General features: G+C 60.6%; 13 protein-coding genes. All 13 read right to left on the reverse strand.

Annotation, left to right across the window (positions count from 1 at the left end; translation table 11 throughout):
* Positions 1–173: 173 nt before the first annotated feature.
* Complete coding sequence (locus tag HMPREF2528_RS07585) at positions 174–2651, reverse strand: RelA/SpoT family protein (RefSeq protein WP_049353267.1); 2478 nt, start codon at positions 2649–2651, stop codon at positions 174–176.
* 281 nt (positions 2652–2932) lie between these two features.
* Positions 2933–4141: a protein translocase subunit SecF gene (gene secF, locus HMPREF2528_RS07590; protein ID WP_070543605.1), complete on the reverse strand. Its 1209-nt coding sequence runs from the start codon at positions 4139–4141 to the stop codon at positions 2933–2935.
* 2 nt (positions 4142–4143) lie between these two features.
* Complete coding sequence (gene secD, locus HMPREF2528_RS07595) at positions 4144–5835, reverse strand: protein translocase subunit SecD (RefSeq protein WP_070543607.1); 1692 nt, start codon at positions 5833–5835, stop codon at positions 4144–4146.
* A gap of 99 nt (positions 5836–5934) precedes the next feature.
* On the reverse strand, positions 5935–6306 hold the full coding sequence (yajC, locus tag HMPREF2528_RS07600) for a preprotein translocase subunit YajC (RefSeq protein WP_070543609.1): 372 nt from the start codon (positions 6304–6306) through the stop codon (positions 5935–5937).
* Between the two features lie 374 nt (positions 6307–6680).
* A complete protein-coding gene (gene ruvB, locus HMPREF2528_RS07605; protein ID WP_172855776.1) occupies positions 6681–7667 on the reverse strand; it encodes a Holliday junction branch migration DNA helicase RuvB in 987 nt (328 codons plus the stop codon).
* Positions 7668–7838: 171 nt separating this feature from the next.
* Complete coding sequence (gene ruvA, locus HMPREF2528_RS07610; RefSeq protein WP_005505871.1) at positions 7839–8459, reverse strand: Holliday junction branch migration protein RuvA; 621 nt, start codon at positions 8457–8459, stop codon at positions 7839–7841.
* 231 nt (positions 8460–8690) lie between these two features.
* On the reverse strand, positions 8691–9380 hold the full coding sequence (ruvC, locus tag HMPREF2528_RS07615) for a crossover junction endodeoxyribonuclease RuvC (RefSeq protein ID WP_070543613.1): 690 nt from the start codon (positions 9378–9380) through the stop codon (positions 8691–8693).
* 237 nt (positions 9381–9617) lie between these two features.
* The gene (locus HMPREF2528_RS07620) at positions 9618–10376 is read right to left on the reverse strand and encodes a YebC/PmpR family DNA-binding transcriptional regulator (RefSeq protein WP_005505854.1); all 759 of its coding nucleotides are present in this window, start codon (positions 10374–10376) and stop codon (positions 9618–9620) included.
* A 132-nt stretch (positions 10377–10508) separates the two neighbouring features.
* The gene (locus tag HMPREF2528_RS07625) at positions 10509–11276 is read right to left on the reverse strand and encodes a type 1 glutamine amidotransferase (RefSeq protein WP_070543616.1); all 768 of its coding nucleotides are present in this window, start codon (positions 11274–11276) and stop codon (positions 10509–10511) included.
* The gene (locus HMPREF2528_RS07630; RefSeq protein ID WP_070543618.1) at positions 11276–12559 is read right to left on the reverse strand and encodes a Mur ligase family protein; all 1284 of its coding nucleotides are present in this window, start codon (positions 12557–12559) and stop codon (positions 11276–11278) included. The genes HMPREF2528_RS07625 and HMPREF2528_RS07630 overlap by 1 nt, the downstream gene beginning before the upstream one ends.
* A 149-nt stretch (positions 12560–12708) precedes the next feature.
* Positions 12709–13875 carry a hypothetical protein gene (locus HMPREF2528_RS07635; protein ID WP_070543620.1) on the reverse strand — a complete coding sequence of 389 codons (1167 nt, stop codon included), beginning with the start codon at positions 13873–13875 and terminating at the stop codon, positions 12709–12711.
* 548 nt (positions 13876–14423) lie between these two features.
* Positions 14424–14999 carry an HIT family protein gene (locus HMPREF2528_RS07640; protein WP_070543622.1) on the reverse strand — a complete coding sequence of 192 codons (576 nt, stop codon included), beginning with the start codon at positions 14997–14999 and terminating at the stop codon, positions 14424–14426.
* 87 nt (positions 15000–15086) lie between these two features.
* A complete protein-coding gene (locus tag HMPREF2528_RS07645) occupies positions 15087–15737 on the reverse strand; it encodes a hypothetical protein (protein ID WP_070543625.1) in 651 nt (216 codons plus the stop codon).
* Between the last annotated feature and the right edge of the window lie 322 nt (positions 15738–16059).

Genomic DNA, 16059 nt, shown 5'->3' on the forward strand with positions numbered 1-16059 from the left:
GGGGGTAGATTACACTGCGGGTAGCTGGTTGTTTCGATAGGTTAGTGTCTTCACCGTGGGTCTTTAACCCGTAGTGAAGACACTAACCTATCGAAGGAGCCCCGGCCCTCCCCCATAAACGGCGAGAAGCCACATGTGTTCAACACATGTGGCTTCTGGGCATAGAGAAGTATTTACGCCTCCGAGGGCTTCGCGCCGGTCAGGCGGTACGCCTTGTACACGCCCGTCACGTTACGGACCACGTTCAGCACGTGCTCCAGCATGAAGCGGTCACCCAGCTCCAGGGCGAAGCGGTCCACCACGGTACGATCCTCCGAAGTGTGCACGCGTGCATCCAGGATGTTCACGCCCGACTCAGAAATTGCACGAATCAGGTCGCTCAGCAGGCCCTTACGGTCCAGCGCCTCCACCTGAATCTGCACACGGTACGTAGCGGTCGGCGAAGACGCCCACTCAACCGTCGTCACGCGCGGCTCCTCGTCAGCGTTACGCATGTTCGGGCAGTCACGGCGATGCACCGAAATACCGTTGTAACGGGTCACAATGCCGATAATGTCATCCGGCGGGACCGGGGTGCAGCAGCGCGCAATCTTCGTCAGCACACCCTCAGCACCCGGCACAATCACGCCGTTATCGCCAATCGCCTTGCGGGTCGACTTCAGCAGCGTCTCATCAAAGTCGCTGACCTCAACCTCGGGTGCCGGCTCGTCACCGCGGTGCACCTCAACGAGGGTGTCAATGACCTGCTTCGGCGCGATCTCGTGCTCACCAATCGCACGGTACAGCGACGCCACATCATTCTTGTGCAGCAGCTGAGCCACCTGAGTCATGATCTCCGGGCTCATCATCTTCTGCAGCGGCAGCTCACTGTTGCGCATGCTCTTGGTGAGCATCTCGCGGCCGGCGAGCAGCGCCTCCAGGCGGCGTTCCTTCGCGAAGTACTGGCGGATCTTCGTGCGAGCGCGTGAGGAGCGAACGAACTTCAGCCAGTCCTCACTGGGTCCGGCGTCTTCGTTCTTCGTGGTCATAATCTCCACGGTCGCGCCGGTAGGCAGGACAGTGTGCAGCGGCACGAGGCGGCCGTTGACCTTCGCGCCAACGGTGCGGTCGCCGACCTCACTGTGGATGGCGTAGGCGAAGTCCACGGGGGTGGAGCCGTTGGGCAGGGCGATTGCCTCACCGTTGGGGGTGAGTACGACAATTTCGTCGGTGTCGAGGGTGTCAGCGAGCGACTCGTAGAACTTCTCCGACTCCGGGTTGGAGTTCGAAATCTCCGCAATAGACTGCAGGATGCCGACGTTCATCATCGCCGAGGTCTGGGTGCCCGGCTCCTTCGGGTCCTTCGCGGGCGCGCCGCCACGAGCCGCGACCTTCTCGCCGCGCGACGCCGCCTTATAGCGCCAGTGCGCCGCCACACCGTACTCGGCTTCTTCGTGCATCTTGTAGGTGCGGATCTGAATCTCAAGCGGCAGGTTGCCCGGACCGTACACGGTCAGGTGTAGCGACTGGTAGTTGTTGTTCTTCGGGTTCTTAATGTAGTCCTTGAAACGGCCCGTCATCGACGGCCACAGGGACAGCACGTGGCCGAGCACGGTGTAGCATTCCGCCTCTTCCTCAACCATGATGCGCACGGCAAGGATGTCGTTAATCTCGTCGAAGCTACGGCCCTTCGTCTTCATCTTCTGATGAATCGAGTAGTAGTGCTTCGGGCGGCCCGTCACGGTCGCGTCGATGCCCACCTCTTTCAGACGCTCCGTAATCTTGGTGCGCGCCTCATTCAGGAACTTTTCGAGCGCGGGGGTGCGTTCGCCGACCATGCGCACCATTTCGGCGTAAATTTCCGGGCTCATGGCGGCGAAGGACAGGTCCTCCAGCTCCCACTTGATCGTGTTCAGGCCCAGGCGGTGCGCGAGCGGTGCGTAAATTTTCAGGGTCTCTTCTGCCTTCTTCGCGGCAGAAGCCTGCGGCACAAAACGCCAGGTGCGGGCGTTGTGCAGGCGGTCGGCAAGCTTGATGAGCAGCACGCGGATGTCCTTGCTCATGGACAGCACAAGCTTGCGGATTGTCTCGATGGAGGCGTTCTCGCCGTAGGTCATCTTGTCCAGCTTGGTCACGCCGTCGACCAGGTAGGCGACCTCCTCACCGAACTCTTCGGTGAGCTGCTCCATCGTGTAGTCGGTGTCTTCCACCGTGTCATGCAGCAGGCCGGCGGCGAGCACGGGGCCGGTCGCGCCCATCTCCGCAAGAATCGCAGTCACGGCGACCGGGTGGGTGATGTACGGGTCGCCACTCTTACGCTTCTGACCCTCGTGGCAGCGGTTCGCCACCTCGTAGGCACGCTGCAGCACCTGAATGTCCTCATCCGGGTGGTAGCGGCGCACGGCACGCACGACCGGCGCAATCATCGGGGAGAAACGGATGGTGCCGCCGTGCGAATCGGACGCCTCCATCGTGCTGCTGCGGCTACCGAAGACGAGGCGGTTCGGCACACGTCCGCCAGCAGCCATGACGCGGTGCGAGCCGCGTTTCTTCTTTGCGTCAGACGAATCAGTTTCAGGCAGAGGAATCGGGCCAGCGGGCCGAACCGCGGGCTTCTCGGCGGTCCCTGCAGGGTTCTCAGCGTTGGTGTTCACGGCAGGTTCTGCACTCATTCCAGGCTCCTTCGGACTCAAGATAATCAGCCGCACACTCAGGTTCCTCATCGTTGAGGGCTATACCGGCCAAACCAGCCATCAGCAGGCTCAAACGCGAGCGCACAGTATCTTCACTTCTTATCCTACCCAGCGGTCTGGAACGCGCCAAACTATGCGACGTTTTAACACACCAGAGCGCGTTGTTTAGGAAATAATCGGGCACGCTAAAGGGGAGCCGACACCTTTCGGTATCGACTCCCCTATCGTTAGTAACGCCAGTAGCGCTGGCGGAACGTTGGCTAACCGTTCAGGTTCACGCGGTGAATCTCAATGGTTGCACGTGCCGGCTTCTTAGCGGGCTTCTCGGTTGCCTTCTCGGCTGCGTTGTCCGCATCGGTCGCCTTGTCAGCAGATTCCTCAGACTTTGCGGACTTCTCAGACTTCGCAGCCTTCTCAGCCTCGGCGGGTTCCTCCGAAGAGTCGCCCTCAGCCTCGTCAGCATCCTCAGCGTCCTTGAAGCTGCCGCTCTCCACCTTCGCGGTGTGCTCACGAATCTGGGGCTCACCCAAACGCAGCGAAGCATACAGCGGAGCAGACACGAACAGCGTACCGAACATGCCCACCAGAATACCCACGAACAGCGACAGGGACAGGTCCTGCAGAGTACCCGCACCCAGGATGAACGCACCAATGAACAGAATCGCGCCCACCGGCAGAACACCCACAATAGCGGTGTTAATCGAACGGACCAGGGTCTGGTTCACCGCCAGGTTAATCTGCTCGGCAAAGGTCGTGTCGCGGCGTTCCAGCACATCCTCGGTATTCTCGCGGATCTTATCGAACACCACCACCGAGTCGTACAGCGAGTAGCTCAGAATCGTCAAGAAACCAATAATTGCACTCGGAGTAATCTCGAAGCCGAACGCGGCGTACAGGCCAACCGTCACCACCACGGTGAAGAACAGACCCGCAATAGACGCCAACGACATCTTCCAGGTACGGAAGTAGAACGCCATACCAATCAGCGCAAGCACCACAAACGCGACCAGACCCCAGAACGCCTGACGGGTCACATCCGCACCCCAGGTCGGGCCCACAAACGAAGAGGTCACGTCATTCTCAGAGACGCCGTAACCCTCCTGCAGAGCCGCCTTCACCTGCAAAGTCTCATCATCGCTGAGCTTGCTCATCTGGGCACGAATCGTACCCGGCGCAATATTGGTCACGCGAACATCCGAAGCGTCCTTCGCCTTCTCGTGAATAATGCGCTCACCCGTAGCAGTATCAACGTGCGCGGTCTTCGAGACCACGAACTCCGAACCACCACGGAAATCAATACCCAGGTTGAAGCCGCCACCAACAGCCGGAATCAGAACCGAAACCGCCATCAGCACAGCCGCAAGCAGCAGCCACAGGCGGCGCTTACCCACGAAGGGGTACGAGCGGGCACCCGAATGCAGGTCATTACCGAAGCGGGCAAAAGCATTAGGTTTCACATCGGTAGCCATGCTTAGCTCTCCTTCTTCTCATCAGAAGCAGACTCGTCAGCCTCAGCGGCAGCACGCTCTGCACGGCGACGCTCAGCGATGCTCAGCTGCTTCTCCTCCGGGGTGCGGAGGCGACCGGCACCACGGTACAGCGGCGTAGCGCCCAGCGACTCAGGCGACAAGCCCGAGTGGCGGTGACCCTCACCGAAGTAGCGGGTATTTGCCAGCAGAGTCAGCATCGGGTGGGTGAACAGGTACACGACCACAAGGTCAGCAATCGCAGTCAAACCAAGGGTGAACGCGAAGCCCTTCACCGAACCAACCGACACCACGTACAGCACCACAGCAGCCAGCAGGTTCACAGCCTTCGACGCCAGGATAGTGCGGGATGCACGCTGCCAACCATGATTCACCGCCGACGGGATCGTGCGGCCCGCACGGATCTCATCACGGATACGCTCAAAGTAGACGATGAACGAGTCAGCCGTAGCACCAATCGCCACAATCAGACCCGCCACACCAGCCAGGGACAGGCGGTAGTTCAACGCCCAACCCAGCAGCGCAATCGCCTCATACGAAATGATGCCAGCCACAACCAGCGACATCATCGTGACAAAGCCCAACAGACGGTACTGGAACAGCGAGTACACAAACACCAGCAGCAGACCAATCAGACCGGTCAGCAGACCCACACGCAGCTGCTCCGAACCCAGGGTCGCAGAAATCTGCTGCTCCGACTGGATCGTGAAGCTAATCGGCAGGGCACCGTACTTGAGCTGATCGGCGAGAGCCTTCGCCTCCTGCTCAGTGAAGTTACCGGTAATCTGCGGCTTACCATCAGAAATCACAGCCTGCGACACCGGGGAAGACAGCACCTTGCCGTCCAGCAGAATCGCGAAGCGGGCACGCGGATCATTTGCGTTCTGTGCACGAATCGCGTTCAGGCGAGAAGTAATGTTCTGGAACTTCTCACGAGCAGCATCGTTGAACTGAATGTTCACAGCCCAACGGCCCGTAGTCACGCCCTGGCCGCTCGTCTCCTGCGAGTGGCTCGCGGTAGAAATATCGCTACCGCTCAGCTCCACAGGACCCAGAATGTACTTCTCCTGACCGTCAGTGGAACACGCCACCATCGGCTTAGTCGGATCAGCACTATCGGCGTCCTCATTGCGTGCCGCGGTGCAGTCCTTCGCCTCATACTGCTTGTACAGGTCAGCAGTAATCCAGTTACGGTCCGAACCATCAGTCGGCTCCGCAGAGGGCTTGGGCAGCTTATCGTCCGCAGTGCGGGCATCCTCAGCCACCGCAGTACCGGCACCAGAGACCAGCACCGGGCGGAACGTCATATTTGCAGACGCCTGAATCAGCTGACGAGTCTCAGCGCTAATCGTTCCGGGAACCGAAACAACCACGTTATTACCCGAGCCGAAAGAGGTGGTAACCTCCGCCTCCGAAACGCCGGCACCATCAACGCGCTGACGAATAATCTCAACCGCCTGGTTCAACTGCTCCTGGGAGACGTTCTCATCCGAAGAGCCATTGACCTTCGGAGAAAGAATCATCTGAGTACCACCCGAAAGGTCCAGGGCGAGCTTCGGTGCCCAAGAACCTCCCGCGTAGGTGGTGCCGAAAATACCGGCAGCCATAACAACCATGAGCAGGACCATCGAGAGGAGCGCCCCTCGCGCGGCTGCAAGCGGTGAACGCTTAGCCATAATGTTCCTTCTTCGTGTGAATAGTATTGAGTGTTCTACAGATTCCGTAACGCGAAAACCCGACGCCGCTCACTGGGCGCCGGGCTCATACGCGCTGAATTACTTAGCAGTATCAGAAGAGGTATCGGAAGCGGGAGCTTCGGATGCGGTAGCCTCGTACACGTCCTCGGTCAGGGGCGCTGCGGGGGCTTCATCCTCAACAAGGTTCAGGATCGCGTTCATGGACGCAGTAATCACAACGCCCTCTGCAATCTGAAGCTGCAGCTTGTTGTTCTCAAAGTCAGTGCTGACAACGGTGCCGTAGACGCCGGAAGCAGTCATCACCTGATCACCGGGGACGAGCGCACGTCGCATTGCCTGCAGCGCCTCAAGCTGCTTCTGCTGGTTCTTCTTAGCGGAAGTAAAAATCCAAAAAATTGCAGCAAAGAAGACAATCGTCATGATGACGTTGATGAGGAAGTTAAGATCCATGGTCTCACTTTCACATCCGCACCCGTGCCGCTCACCGCGAGGGTTGAGCGTACCAGAAGGTGTGGAATCGTAGATACAGTACGTATCCATCCTACGCGAGAGCATGAGCTTTAGCGCCCCGAACCAGCGTTTTTGTGAGGTTAACCTGAGTTTTGGACTCTCTCGGCGTAATTTTATGTCGCTGACAGAGCCGGGCAGAGCTCGGCAGAGCCCGCTGGAGCCTGCAGAACCGGTAGAAGAGCTGCCGCCCCTGCAGAAGAGCTACCGTGCCTGTAGAAAAGCTGCCGGGGTACAGAGAAGCCCGCAGGAGGCGGATACCTCCCACGGGCTACTACAGTGTTATCAGCTGGTCCGGGGCTAAAGCTGATACGGGGCTAGAGCTGAATCTCCGGGGCCTCCAAGCCGAGGTGCTCCCACGCCGCGGGCAGAGCCACACGACCGCGCGGGGTACGACCGATCAGGCCCTCACGCACCAGGTACGGTTCGGCAACCGTCTCCACGGTCTCCGTCTCTTCACCCACCGCAATGGCGAGGGTGGACAGACCCACCGGGCCGCCGCCGAATTTGTGAATCAGCGCCTCCAACACGGCGCGGTCCAGGCGGTCCAGGCCGCGCGAATCCACCTCGTACATGTCCAGCGCGGTTGCGGCATCGGTCGCGTTAATGCGGTCCACGCCGTTCACCAGCGCCCAGTCACGCACACGGCGCAGCAGGCGGTTCGCAATACGCGGCGTACCGCGGGAACGACCGGCAATCTCGGTGAAGCCCTCGGAGGTAATCTGCATGTCCATCAGACCCGCACTGCGGCGCAGCACCAGCTCAAGCTCCTCCACCGAATAGAACTCCAGGTGACCGGTAAAACCGAAGCGGTCACGCAGAGGACCGGGCAGCAGGCCCGCACGGGTCGTCGCACCCACCAGAGTGAACTGCGGCAGCTCCAGCGGAATGGAGGTCGCACCCGCACCCTTACCGACCACAATGTCCACACGGAAATCTTCCATCGCCATGTAGAGCATTTCCTCAGCCGGGCGGCTCATACGGTGGATCTCATCCAGGAACAACACCTCACCGGGGGTCAGCGAAGACAGAATCGCCGCCAAATCACCCGAATGCTGAATCGCCGGGCCGGAGGTGATGCGCAGCGGCGCCTCCATCTCTGCCGCAATAATCATCGCGAGAGTGGTCTTACCCAGACCGGGAGGGCCAGACAGCAGCACATGGTCGGCGCTACGGCCACGCATCTTCGAAGCCTCCAGCACCAGAGACAGCTGCTGACGCACACGGCGCTGACCCACAAAGTCGTCCAGGGACTTAGGGCGCAGTGCCGCCTCAATCATCTTCTCTTCAGGCTCTTCTTCCATAGCCACCAGGCGCTGGGCGGGAGCTGAAGACACCTGAGTGCCGGGCACCTGACCGGGAAAATACCCGCCGGAAACCAGGGATGCCGCGGGCTGCGGCTCATAGGGATTCTGGCTCATAGAATTCTTCTTTCACAAAAGTTTGAGTGGGATACGTCGAACAGGGCGCGCCGCTTAGTGGCGGCCCACCGTGTTCTGAGTACCCAAGGATGCGAGCACACCGCGCAGAGCCACACCCACCGGCTCAGTCTCTGCGGCAGGGTTGTGCTGCACGTAAGCGTCAATAGCGGCGGAAGCGTCCTTCTCGCTCCAGCCCAAAGAGGTGAGAGCGTCAAGCACCTGCGGCTTCCAGACAATGCCCTGGCTCAGCGGCAGCTCATCGGTCTGGCCATCGCTCAGAATCAGCTTGCCGGCAAGCTCCAGTACAATACGGCGGGCACCCTTCGGGCCGATACCGGGAACCTTCGTGAACGCCTTATCATCGCCGGTCGCCACGGCGCGCTCCACCTCAGCGGCAGTGTGAACACTCAACACCGCCAGGGCAATACGCGGACCAATACCGGAAACCGAAAGCATCATATCGAACACTTCACGCTCGGCAGGCTCCGAAAAACCGTACAGAGTCATCGACTCTTCACGCACAATCATGGTGGTCAGCACGGTAGCTTCCTCACCGGTGCGCAACTTGGAGAGAGTACGCGCGGTAGCGTACACGAGCATGCCGAAACCGTTCACGTTAATCACCGCATGATCAAGGCCCACCTGAGCCACACGACCGGTCAGGGATGCAATCATTTCTCTCCACCTTTCAACACCGCGCCCAGGAATGAGGCTCGCGGCAGTGTGAGGGCACCGGAAACTCCGGCACCCACAGAACGCTCTCCCCCAGTTCAACGGGGAGACACTACAAGTATATTAGAATATTTCTTCTGAAATCAAGCATATATTCGAACTTCTTAGCGAATACATGCGAGCCAGCAGGAGGCGGCACATAAGCCCACAAAGGCACCTCTAGCGGTGGCACCTCTAGCGGCGAGCGCGCGCCTCCGCCTCCATCCAGGCACGCTGCGCCGGAGTCAACGCCCCGCCACGGCGAGCCTGCGCCGGGCGTGAACCCTGGTGAGTCTGCGTCTGGGCCGCCATGTTGATACCCGAACCGATGCCGCCGCCACGCCAGCCGTGACAGATCGCAATCGCCAGGGCATCAGCAGCATCGGCGGGCTTCGGCATGGAATCCAGCCCCAAAATGCGGGTCACCATACGACCCACCGACGCCTTATCGGCGCGGCCGCTACCGGTCACCGCCGCCTTCACCTCCGAAGGGGTATGGAAGAACACCGGCACGCCGCGCATCGCCGCAGCAGAAATCACCGCGCCCGAAGCGTGCGCCGTACCAATCACCGTGTTCACCTGCTCCTGAGCGAAGATACGCTCAATCGCCAGGGCATCCGGCTTGTAGGTGTCGAGCCAGTGGGAGGCGGCGTTGAAAATCCAGAGAATACGCTGGTCCAGGGACTCCGCCGGGATTGTGCCGGCAACACCCACGTTCACGAAGTGCGCCTTACGGTCGGCGGTCATATCGAGCATGGAGAAGCCGCAGCGGGTCAGACCCGGGTCAACACCCATGATGCGGGTTGCACCCGGCACACGCTCCACGGCGGCGGCAGTACGGTTCTCGCGCATGCTATCGCGTGCGGCAGGTTGAGCGGCGGCCATCATCTCCCCTTTCGACAAACTCCCTATAGAATCTCTAGATTCTAGCCCTTCAGAATCCTAGCACCCGGCACCGGGGCGTGCCACGAGCGCGGTCACCACAAGCGCAGTCACCGCACGTGAACATCCCCAAGACGCTAAGAAGCCACTCCCCCAACCAGCCACCCTACGGCGGCTCGGTTAAAGGAGCGGCTTCTTCAAGCATCAGATATCAGAACCTGAGTGATTACTCAGCTGTGATTACTCAGCTTCCAGCTCTGCCATGACCTCAGCAGAAACGTTAGCGTTCGAGTAGACGTTCTGAACGTCGTCGAGCTCTTCAATAGCGTCTGCCAGCTTCATGAACTTCTTAGCACCCTCAGCGTCCAGGTCAACCTGCATGGTCGGGCGGAAGACCGGGTCATCGTTGTTGTACTCCAGGCCAGCCTCGTCCAGTGCCTTACGGATTTCGGGCAGGTCGGTCGCTGCGGAAACAACGGTGAAGATATCGCCCTCGTCCAGAACCTCTTCGGCACCTGCATCCAGAACAGCCATCAGAACGTCGTCCTCGGTCAGACCGTCAGTCTTGGTGACCTCAGCAACGCCCTTACGCTCGAACAGGAACGCAACCGAACCCTGGTCAGCCATGGTGCCGCCGTTACGGGTCACAGCCAGGCGAACCTCAGACGCTGCACGGTTACGGTTATCGGTCAGACACTCAATGTACAGAGCGGTACCCTGCGGGCCGCGTGCTTCGTACATGATTTCGGTGTAGTCAATGGTCTCACCTGTCAGGCCAGCACCACGCTTGATTGCGCGGTCAATGTTGTCGTTAGGAACGGAGTTCTTCTTCGCCTTCGACACAGCCAGGTCAAGAGCGGGGTTACCAGCAATATCAGCGCCGCCCATACGTGCTGCAACTTCAATTGCCTTAATGAACTTCGCGAAAGCCTTCGCGCGCTTAGCGTCGATAGCAGCCTTCTTGTGCTTAGTAGTCGCCCATTTAGAGTGACCGGACATTCGTATCTCCCTTAGTCAAAACCTCTGTGCGGACACGGCGAAACGTCCCACGCACCGTACTGTACTCACATAACTATACCGTAGCGGAGGCGCACACCACCTCAGAAAGTGCACGCCACCGCCAGGAATAGGCTAGCGGGGGCGAGATGCAGCCGAAGCGCGTGCCTTCTCCACCAGTGAGTCGTCAATCGTGTTCGGCGCGAACTCGCCAAACTTACGCTGAGCCGCCTGCTCAATCAGGTAGTCCGAAATCTTCGGGTTCTTCGGTAGCAACGAACCGTGCAGGTAGGTGCCAATCACGTTGTGCACGCGCGCACCCTCGTAAGTATCAGTCACGTTGTTGCCGTCGCCCTTGGTGACGGTCGCCAGCGGGGTGCAACCCTCGCCCAGGTAGGTCAGGCCCGAGTGGTTCTCAAAACCAATGACGGTGCCGAACTCCGCAGACTCCTCAACGATGTTGCCAATCAGGCGGTCATCGCCGCCGACGGTGTGCGCATCAAAAATGCCGATACCCTTCAGCACCTCACCCTCACGGGTGCGGAATTCCTTGCCGAACAGCTGGTACAGGCCACAAATGACGAGCATGGGCACGCCGTCCTCAGCCAGCGAGCGCAGCGTGTCACCGTTCGCGTGCAGGTCATCCTGAATCACGGACTGACCCGAGTCCTGACCGCCGCCACCCAGAATAATGTCAACATCTTCCGGGAAAGGCTGACCGGGGTTGTGGTCCAGAATCTGCACGTCAAAGCCGTGCGCCTGCGCGCGACGAGCCAACGCCAGGGTGTTACCCCAGTCGCCGTAAATGTTCATGTCGAGCGGGTACAGCTGCAGAATACGCAGAGTCTTACCGTTATTGGGGCCGGAGGCGGGGGTGCCCTCAAAAGTGTGAGTTGCCGTCATTAGGAAACCCTCTCAACGTCAGTGATCTTTGCGAGCTCTTCACGCAGAGCCAGCATTGCGGTGTAGGTGCAGAAAATACGCATGGGCGCGTTACCGCTGGAGGCAATGAAGCCCTTGAGCGCATCGGCGAGGTTCTCGTTGACCTCGTCAACCTTCACGCCGTCATGCTCCAGGCGCAGCGCCATATCCCAGGCGCGCACACCCGAAACCATCTGCACGCCGGTCTTCTTCAAGCTGTCGAAGTCAACATCCCACAGCCAGGACACGTCACGACCGTCAGCGTACTGATCGTTAATCGTGATCATGGTGGCGTAGTCGTCAGCGTTCGCGCTCGCCAGGGACAGGCGGAAACCGCTCGGGTTCTTCACCAGCAGCAACTGCAGCGGGCGGCCGTTCACGTTCAGAGTCTCACCGCGACCGAAGGCGGGGGTAATCTTCGCCAGCTCGGCGATGAGCTTATCTTCGTTGAGCTTCTCACCCATGACGGCGCGGGTCAGCGCCATAGCGCCAGCCGCGTTGAAGATGTTGTAAATGCCGTAGAGGTTAATCTCGCCGACTCGCTCCACACCCGCCAGGTCGAAGGTTGCGGAGGTGCCGGAGAACGCGGTCAGAGTGACGTCTGCCTCGGGCAGGGTCGCCTTCGCGACGGTGCCGCCGCGCATCTCATCATCCGAAGGGAAGTACGAGCGCAGGGACTCATCCAGGCCGTAGTACTTGACGGTCACGCCCGGCTGCACGTTCTCAGCGAGGGAGCGGATGCGCGGGTCCTCACGGTTGAGCACCACGGTACCGGTGGTTGCGGAGGCGACGGTCGCCAGCATACGGCGGGTCGTGTCAATCTCACCGAAGCGGTCCAGCTGGTCACGCAGAACGTTCAGCAGCAGAGCGTAGTCGGGCTTGACGGCCTTGACGAAGTGCACGGCGTGCGCCTCGTCCAGCTCAAGCACAGCGATATCAGCGTCAAGCTTGCCGCCGAGGGTCATCTCGCCCAGCAGTGCCGCGGCAACACCGCGCACAAAGTTCGAACCGGTGCGGTTAGTGAAAACCTTCAGACCCTGAGCTTCAAGCAGCTGCACAGCCATCTTCGTGGTGGTGGTCTTACCGTTCGTGCCGGAGACAACAACCACGCCGTAGGGCAGCTTCGCGAGCTCTTCAGCGACGAAGTCGGGGTGCAATTTTTCCATGACAAGGCCGGGGAAGGCGGAGCCGCCGCCGCGAAGCTTAGTCGCGGCGCGTACGCCCTGGCCGAGAAGACGAATGAGGGGTTTGGACATGCTTACCATTTTAGTACACGCACGCCAACGGCTGAATGGTCCGCCGGGCTCGTTCGCTCATGCCGGACGGGGCGGGGTTACTGGGGGTTTGGTGCAGGCGTTTGGTGCGGGGCTCCGGCTAGAGCGGAGCGCCGGGGGTATTAGAACAGCGAGCCCGTTTAGAACAGAGAACCCTGCACCCTCACCCGCGTGAACTCCTGCGCAGGCTCCACCAGCACATTCCGCCACGCGGCAGTGTTCACCAGGAACGCCGCGTCAGCATCGCCGGTGTGGGCGCTCAAAAACTGACCCGCCGCACCCGTGCAGAAGAAACCAGCCGACCCGCTCTCCAGACCAGAATCACACGGCGCTAGCGGTTCGGGCGATTGCGCCCGCAGAGCCGCGTACGGGCGGTTCATGGCGAGCGACGGAATCCACGGCTCATCCAGGGCGGTGAGCGGCACCTCCGGGTCGGTGCGCGCCAGCTCAGCGAGCGCTTCGCGGGCGCGGGCGACCGCCTCCTGATGGGCAGTGCGAAGCTGCGCGCCGGGCAGCGGGTTCGTCCAGGCGCGGTACTTGCTCGCCACCTGCTTGACCTGCGGAATCTTCGCGAGGGCGGTCACGGCATCCTCGGCGCGGCGAATGGCAAGGCCGTCGGGTGCGAGCGCAATGTAGGTGGCGGTGGCGACCGCCTGCTCATCCAGGCGGCGCGGGGTCGAATGCAGGGAGCTCGTGCCGACTTTGTGTGTGCCGTCGGGGAAGGTCGCGATGTAGAGGCGATGCTCCAGCATGGCGTAGGCGCGCATGGATTCGGTGAGCGTTCCGGGGTACAGGTGCGCGCTGTGCAGGGCGGTAAATTCGTCGCGGGCGGTGCAGCGCGGGCACTGCTGGCCACGCTGGATGCGGGTGCCTTCGGGGCAGGGTACACGGCGGATTCCGGCGGATTCGGGGGCGGCGTCATTGCTCGTGCCGGTGGTGTAGCCGGCGCAGTAGCGGTAGAGTTCCCCCGCGCTATCGCGCGGAATGCGCAACCCCAGGTAGGCGCCGGGGGTCAACGGAATCTGGATGCGAACCCCGCTCGGAACGCCAGGCTGCGCGAGGCTTCCTTCCTGGTTAGGGGTGCTCTTCCCCGCCGCTTGAGATGCCCGGCTATGAGTTCCTTCCGCGACCCCTCCGGGCACGACCGGTTCCACCTCAATGAGCGGGCGGCGGTTGGACCAGCGGATCTGCCTCCAGATGAGTAGCTGCGGCGCGCCTACAGAATCACCGGCGGCGGCATTATTACCGGCGGCGGGCGCAGCAGCAAACTCATCAAAAGCAGTCTCAAGCAGTTTGGGGTAGTCCATAGCATTCCACTCTAGCGGGTCTGGTACATCTAGTGCTGGCAAATCTAGCGGGTCTGGCGGGTTCGTGGCACGACCGGCGGGCTCACCCTAGACGTTCCGCACATTCCCGGCGCGCTCGCCCCCACACGCATCTGCCACGCGCATCCGCAGAACACAAAAAGAGGCCAGCGTCCTTCACGCTGATCCGCACCCCTCGCAGTGTTGCCGTGCGTTCACGCACGACGGGGTGGGTTCTCAGCTGAGGCGCTGACCTCTGTGGTTGAGGCAGGGCGCTTACCCTGCCAAGCCCGAAAGCGATCGGTGACCGCTATTTTTCGGTGAGCTATGCGGTGTTCATGGAAGCCGGAAGCTTCCCCGCAGCGTCGCTGCATTTAAAACTTTGCCATATCCAATGGACATAACATCATTCAAATACGCATCGACTGCCCAATCTGCGCATTTATGACGCAGAATTTCTGTGCACTAGCTGGCAAATTGAAGCAATTAGTGCAAAATTTCAAAATCACCAAGCCGCTCAGCCGGACTATCTGACGGATGAGCCACGCCATCTAGCTGAGGCGGGCAAACCCCCCCGCAATCGCAGAGCGCATATCATCCAGCGTGCGAGACATGGTCTTCGTCTGAGCAATAATCGGCAGGAAGTTCGTGTCCCCACTCCAGCGCGGCAGAATGTGCTGATGCAGGTGATCAGCAATGCCCGCGCCGCCCACCTTGCCCTGGTTCATGCCGATGTTGAAGCCGTCGTTATGCGAAACCTCGCGCAGAACCTTCATCGCAAGCTGGGTCAGCTGCGCAATCTCAAGGGTCTCCGCCTCGGTCGCATCATCGTAGAACGGGATGTGGCGGTACGGGCAGACCAGTAGGTGGCCGGGGTTGTACGGGTAGAGGTTGAGAATCACGAAGGCATGCTCGCCGCGGTGCACAATCAGCGACTCCTCGTCACTGCGGCTGGGCGCAGTGCAGAAGGGGCAGGTCTTCTCGGTGTAATCCTTCTGGCCGCCGCTCACGTAGGCGGTGCGGTGAGGGGTCCACAGGCGCTGGAATTGGTCCGGTGCGCCGGGCAGCTCGAAGGAATCCTGCACCGAGGCTGCGGTGCCATGCTCGGGGGTCGTGTTCTCGCTCATAGTCCCATTCTATAGCCCGCACGCGGCAACGGGAACGCCCCGTCCGTCATGCGTGCCAGATATGAGATAACTCCCCCGGCAGCGCGCTTAGCTGTGCTGCTTTTCCAGGTGAATGATGCGAGTGGCACCCTCAAAGGTCATGGGGAAGCTCAGCACGCCGTCCTCCATGACGAATTCCTTGGTTTCCTTATCGGAGGCGTACGGCGCACGCGCCAGCTTCGCGCGGTCCACGCGGGAAATGTAGCTGAAGTTGCCGTCTTTTGCTTCGAAGGTGCCGACCCAGAAGGGGGTTGCCAGCTCTTCGTGGTTCAGGTGGTAAGTCACCTCAATAACGCCGTCGTGAATGACGGCATCCATGTAGTTCTCGAGGTTGGTGGAGTCCTGCTGAACCCAGGTGCCGTCAGCGCTCGCAGTCGAGCGGGTTGCGAGCACGGAAGAGGGCACAGCCGTCGCGTCGGATGCGGCGGGCTCTTGGTTGCTGGTGTTGTCCGGCGCGGGGGTCTCAGTGGGCTGAGTTGCGGTCGGGTGAATCGACGGGTCGTGCGAGACGCTAGCCGCCGCCTTGATTCCGGTGCTAGCGTCGCCGGGAGCGGAGGCGGCGCTGGGCTCGGCGGTTTCAAAAGCTGCGGGGTCAACAACCGCACTTGCGGAGGCATTATTCGGCGCAGATGCGCACGCGGTGAGGGAGAGCGCGCCGACGAGTAGAGTGAGCGCGCCCAGGGCGGACTTAGGTGCCACGAACGTGTCCTAACAGTGTATGTGTTTGAGTGAGTTTGTGAGTTGAGTGGTGCCTCCCCGTGAGTGAGGTGGGGATACGACGACACCCCGTAGCGCGTTGGGCTACAGGGCGTTCGATAACCGGCACGGTAGATAGTTTATAGGCTCTGGCTAGGAGTTTCACCAGTGGCGGCCATTTTTAAAAGATAGTTTGGTCACATTAGACCTTAAGGCGGGGCATTTTTCACGGGCGCAACCCTCAATTTGCACTCCACACGGGCTATTTTTGCCTCGACAAGGCAAAATATCCCGCTCGGTGGCAAGTGCGGCGCTTAATCTGCCT

The organism is Rothia sp. HMSC078H08 (assembly GCF_001808955.1).
Lineage (GTDB): Bacteria > Actinomycetota > Actinomycetes > Actinomycetales > Micrococcaceae > Rothia.

Bases quoted from the DNA above. Each gene is read 5' to 3' on its own strand.
- HMPREF2528_RS07585 (WP_049353267.1), bottom strand. From the start codon at position 2,651: ATGAGTGCAGAACCTGCCGTGAACACCAACGCTGAGAACCCTGCAGGG.
- secF (WP_070543605.1), bottom strand. From the start codon at position 4,141: ATGGCTACCGATGTGAAACCTAATGCTTTTGCCCGCTTCGGTAATGAC.
- secD (WP_070543607.1), bottom strand. From the start codon at position 5,835: ATGGCTAAGCGTTCACCGCTTGCAGCCGCGCGAGGGGCGCTCCTCTCG.
- yajC (WP_070543609.1), bottom strand. From the start codon at position 6,306: ATGGATCTTAACTTCCTCATCAACGTCATCATGACGATTGTCTTCTTT.
- ruvB (WP_172855776.1), bottom strand. From the start codon at position 7,667: ATGGAAGAAGAGCCTGAAGAGAAGATGATTGAGGCGGCACTGCGCCCT.
- ruvA (WP_005505871.1), bottom strand. From the start codon at position 8,459: ATGATTGCATCCCTGACCGGTCGTGTGGCTCAGGTGGGCCTTGATCAT.
- ruvC (WP_070543613.1), bottom strand. From the start codon at position 9,380: ATGGCCGCCGCTCAACCTGCCGCACGCGATAGCATGCGCGAGAACCGT.
- HMPREF2528_RS07620 (WP_005505854.1), bottom strand. From the start codon at position 10,376: ATGTCCGGTCACTCTAAATGGGCGACTACTAAGCACAAGAAGGCTGCT.
- HMPREF2528_RS07625 (WP_070543616.1), bottom strand. From the start codon at position 11,276: ATGACGGCAACTCACACTTTTGAGGGCACCCCCGCCTCCGGCCCCAAT.
- HMPREF2528_RS07630 (WP_070543618.1), bottom strand. From the start codon at position 12,559: ATGGTAAGCATGTCCAAACCCCTCATTCGTCTTCTCGGCCAGGGCGTA.
- HMPREF2528_RS07635 (WP_070543620.1), bottom strand. From the start codon at position 13,875: ATGGACTACCCCAAACTGCTTGAGACTGCTTTTGATGAGTTTGCTGCT.
- HMPREF2528_RS07640 (WP_070543622.1), bottom strand. From the start codon at position 14,999: ATGAGCGAGAACACGACCCCCGAGCATGGCACCGCAGCCTCGGTGCAG.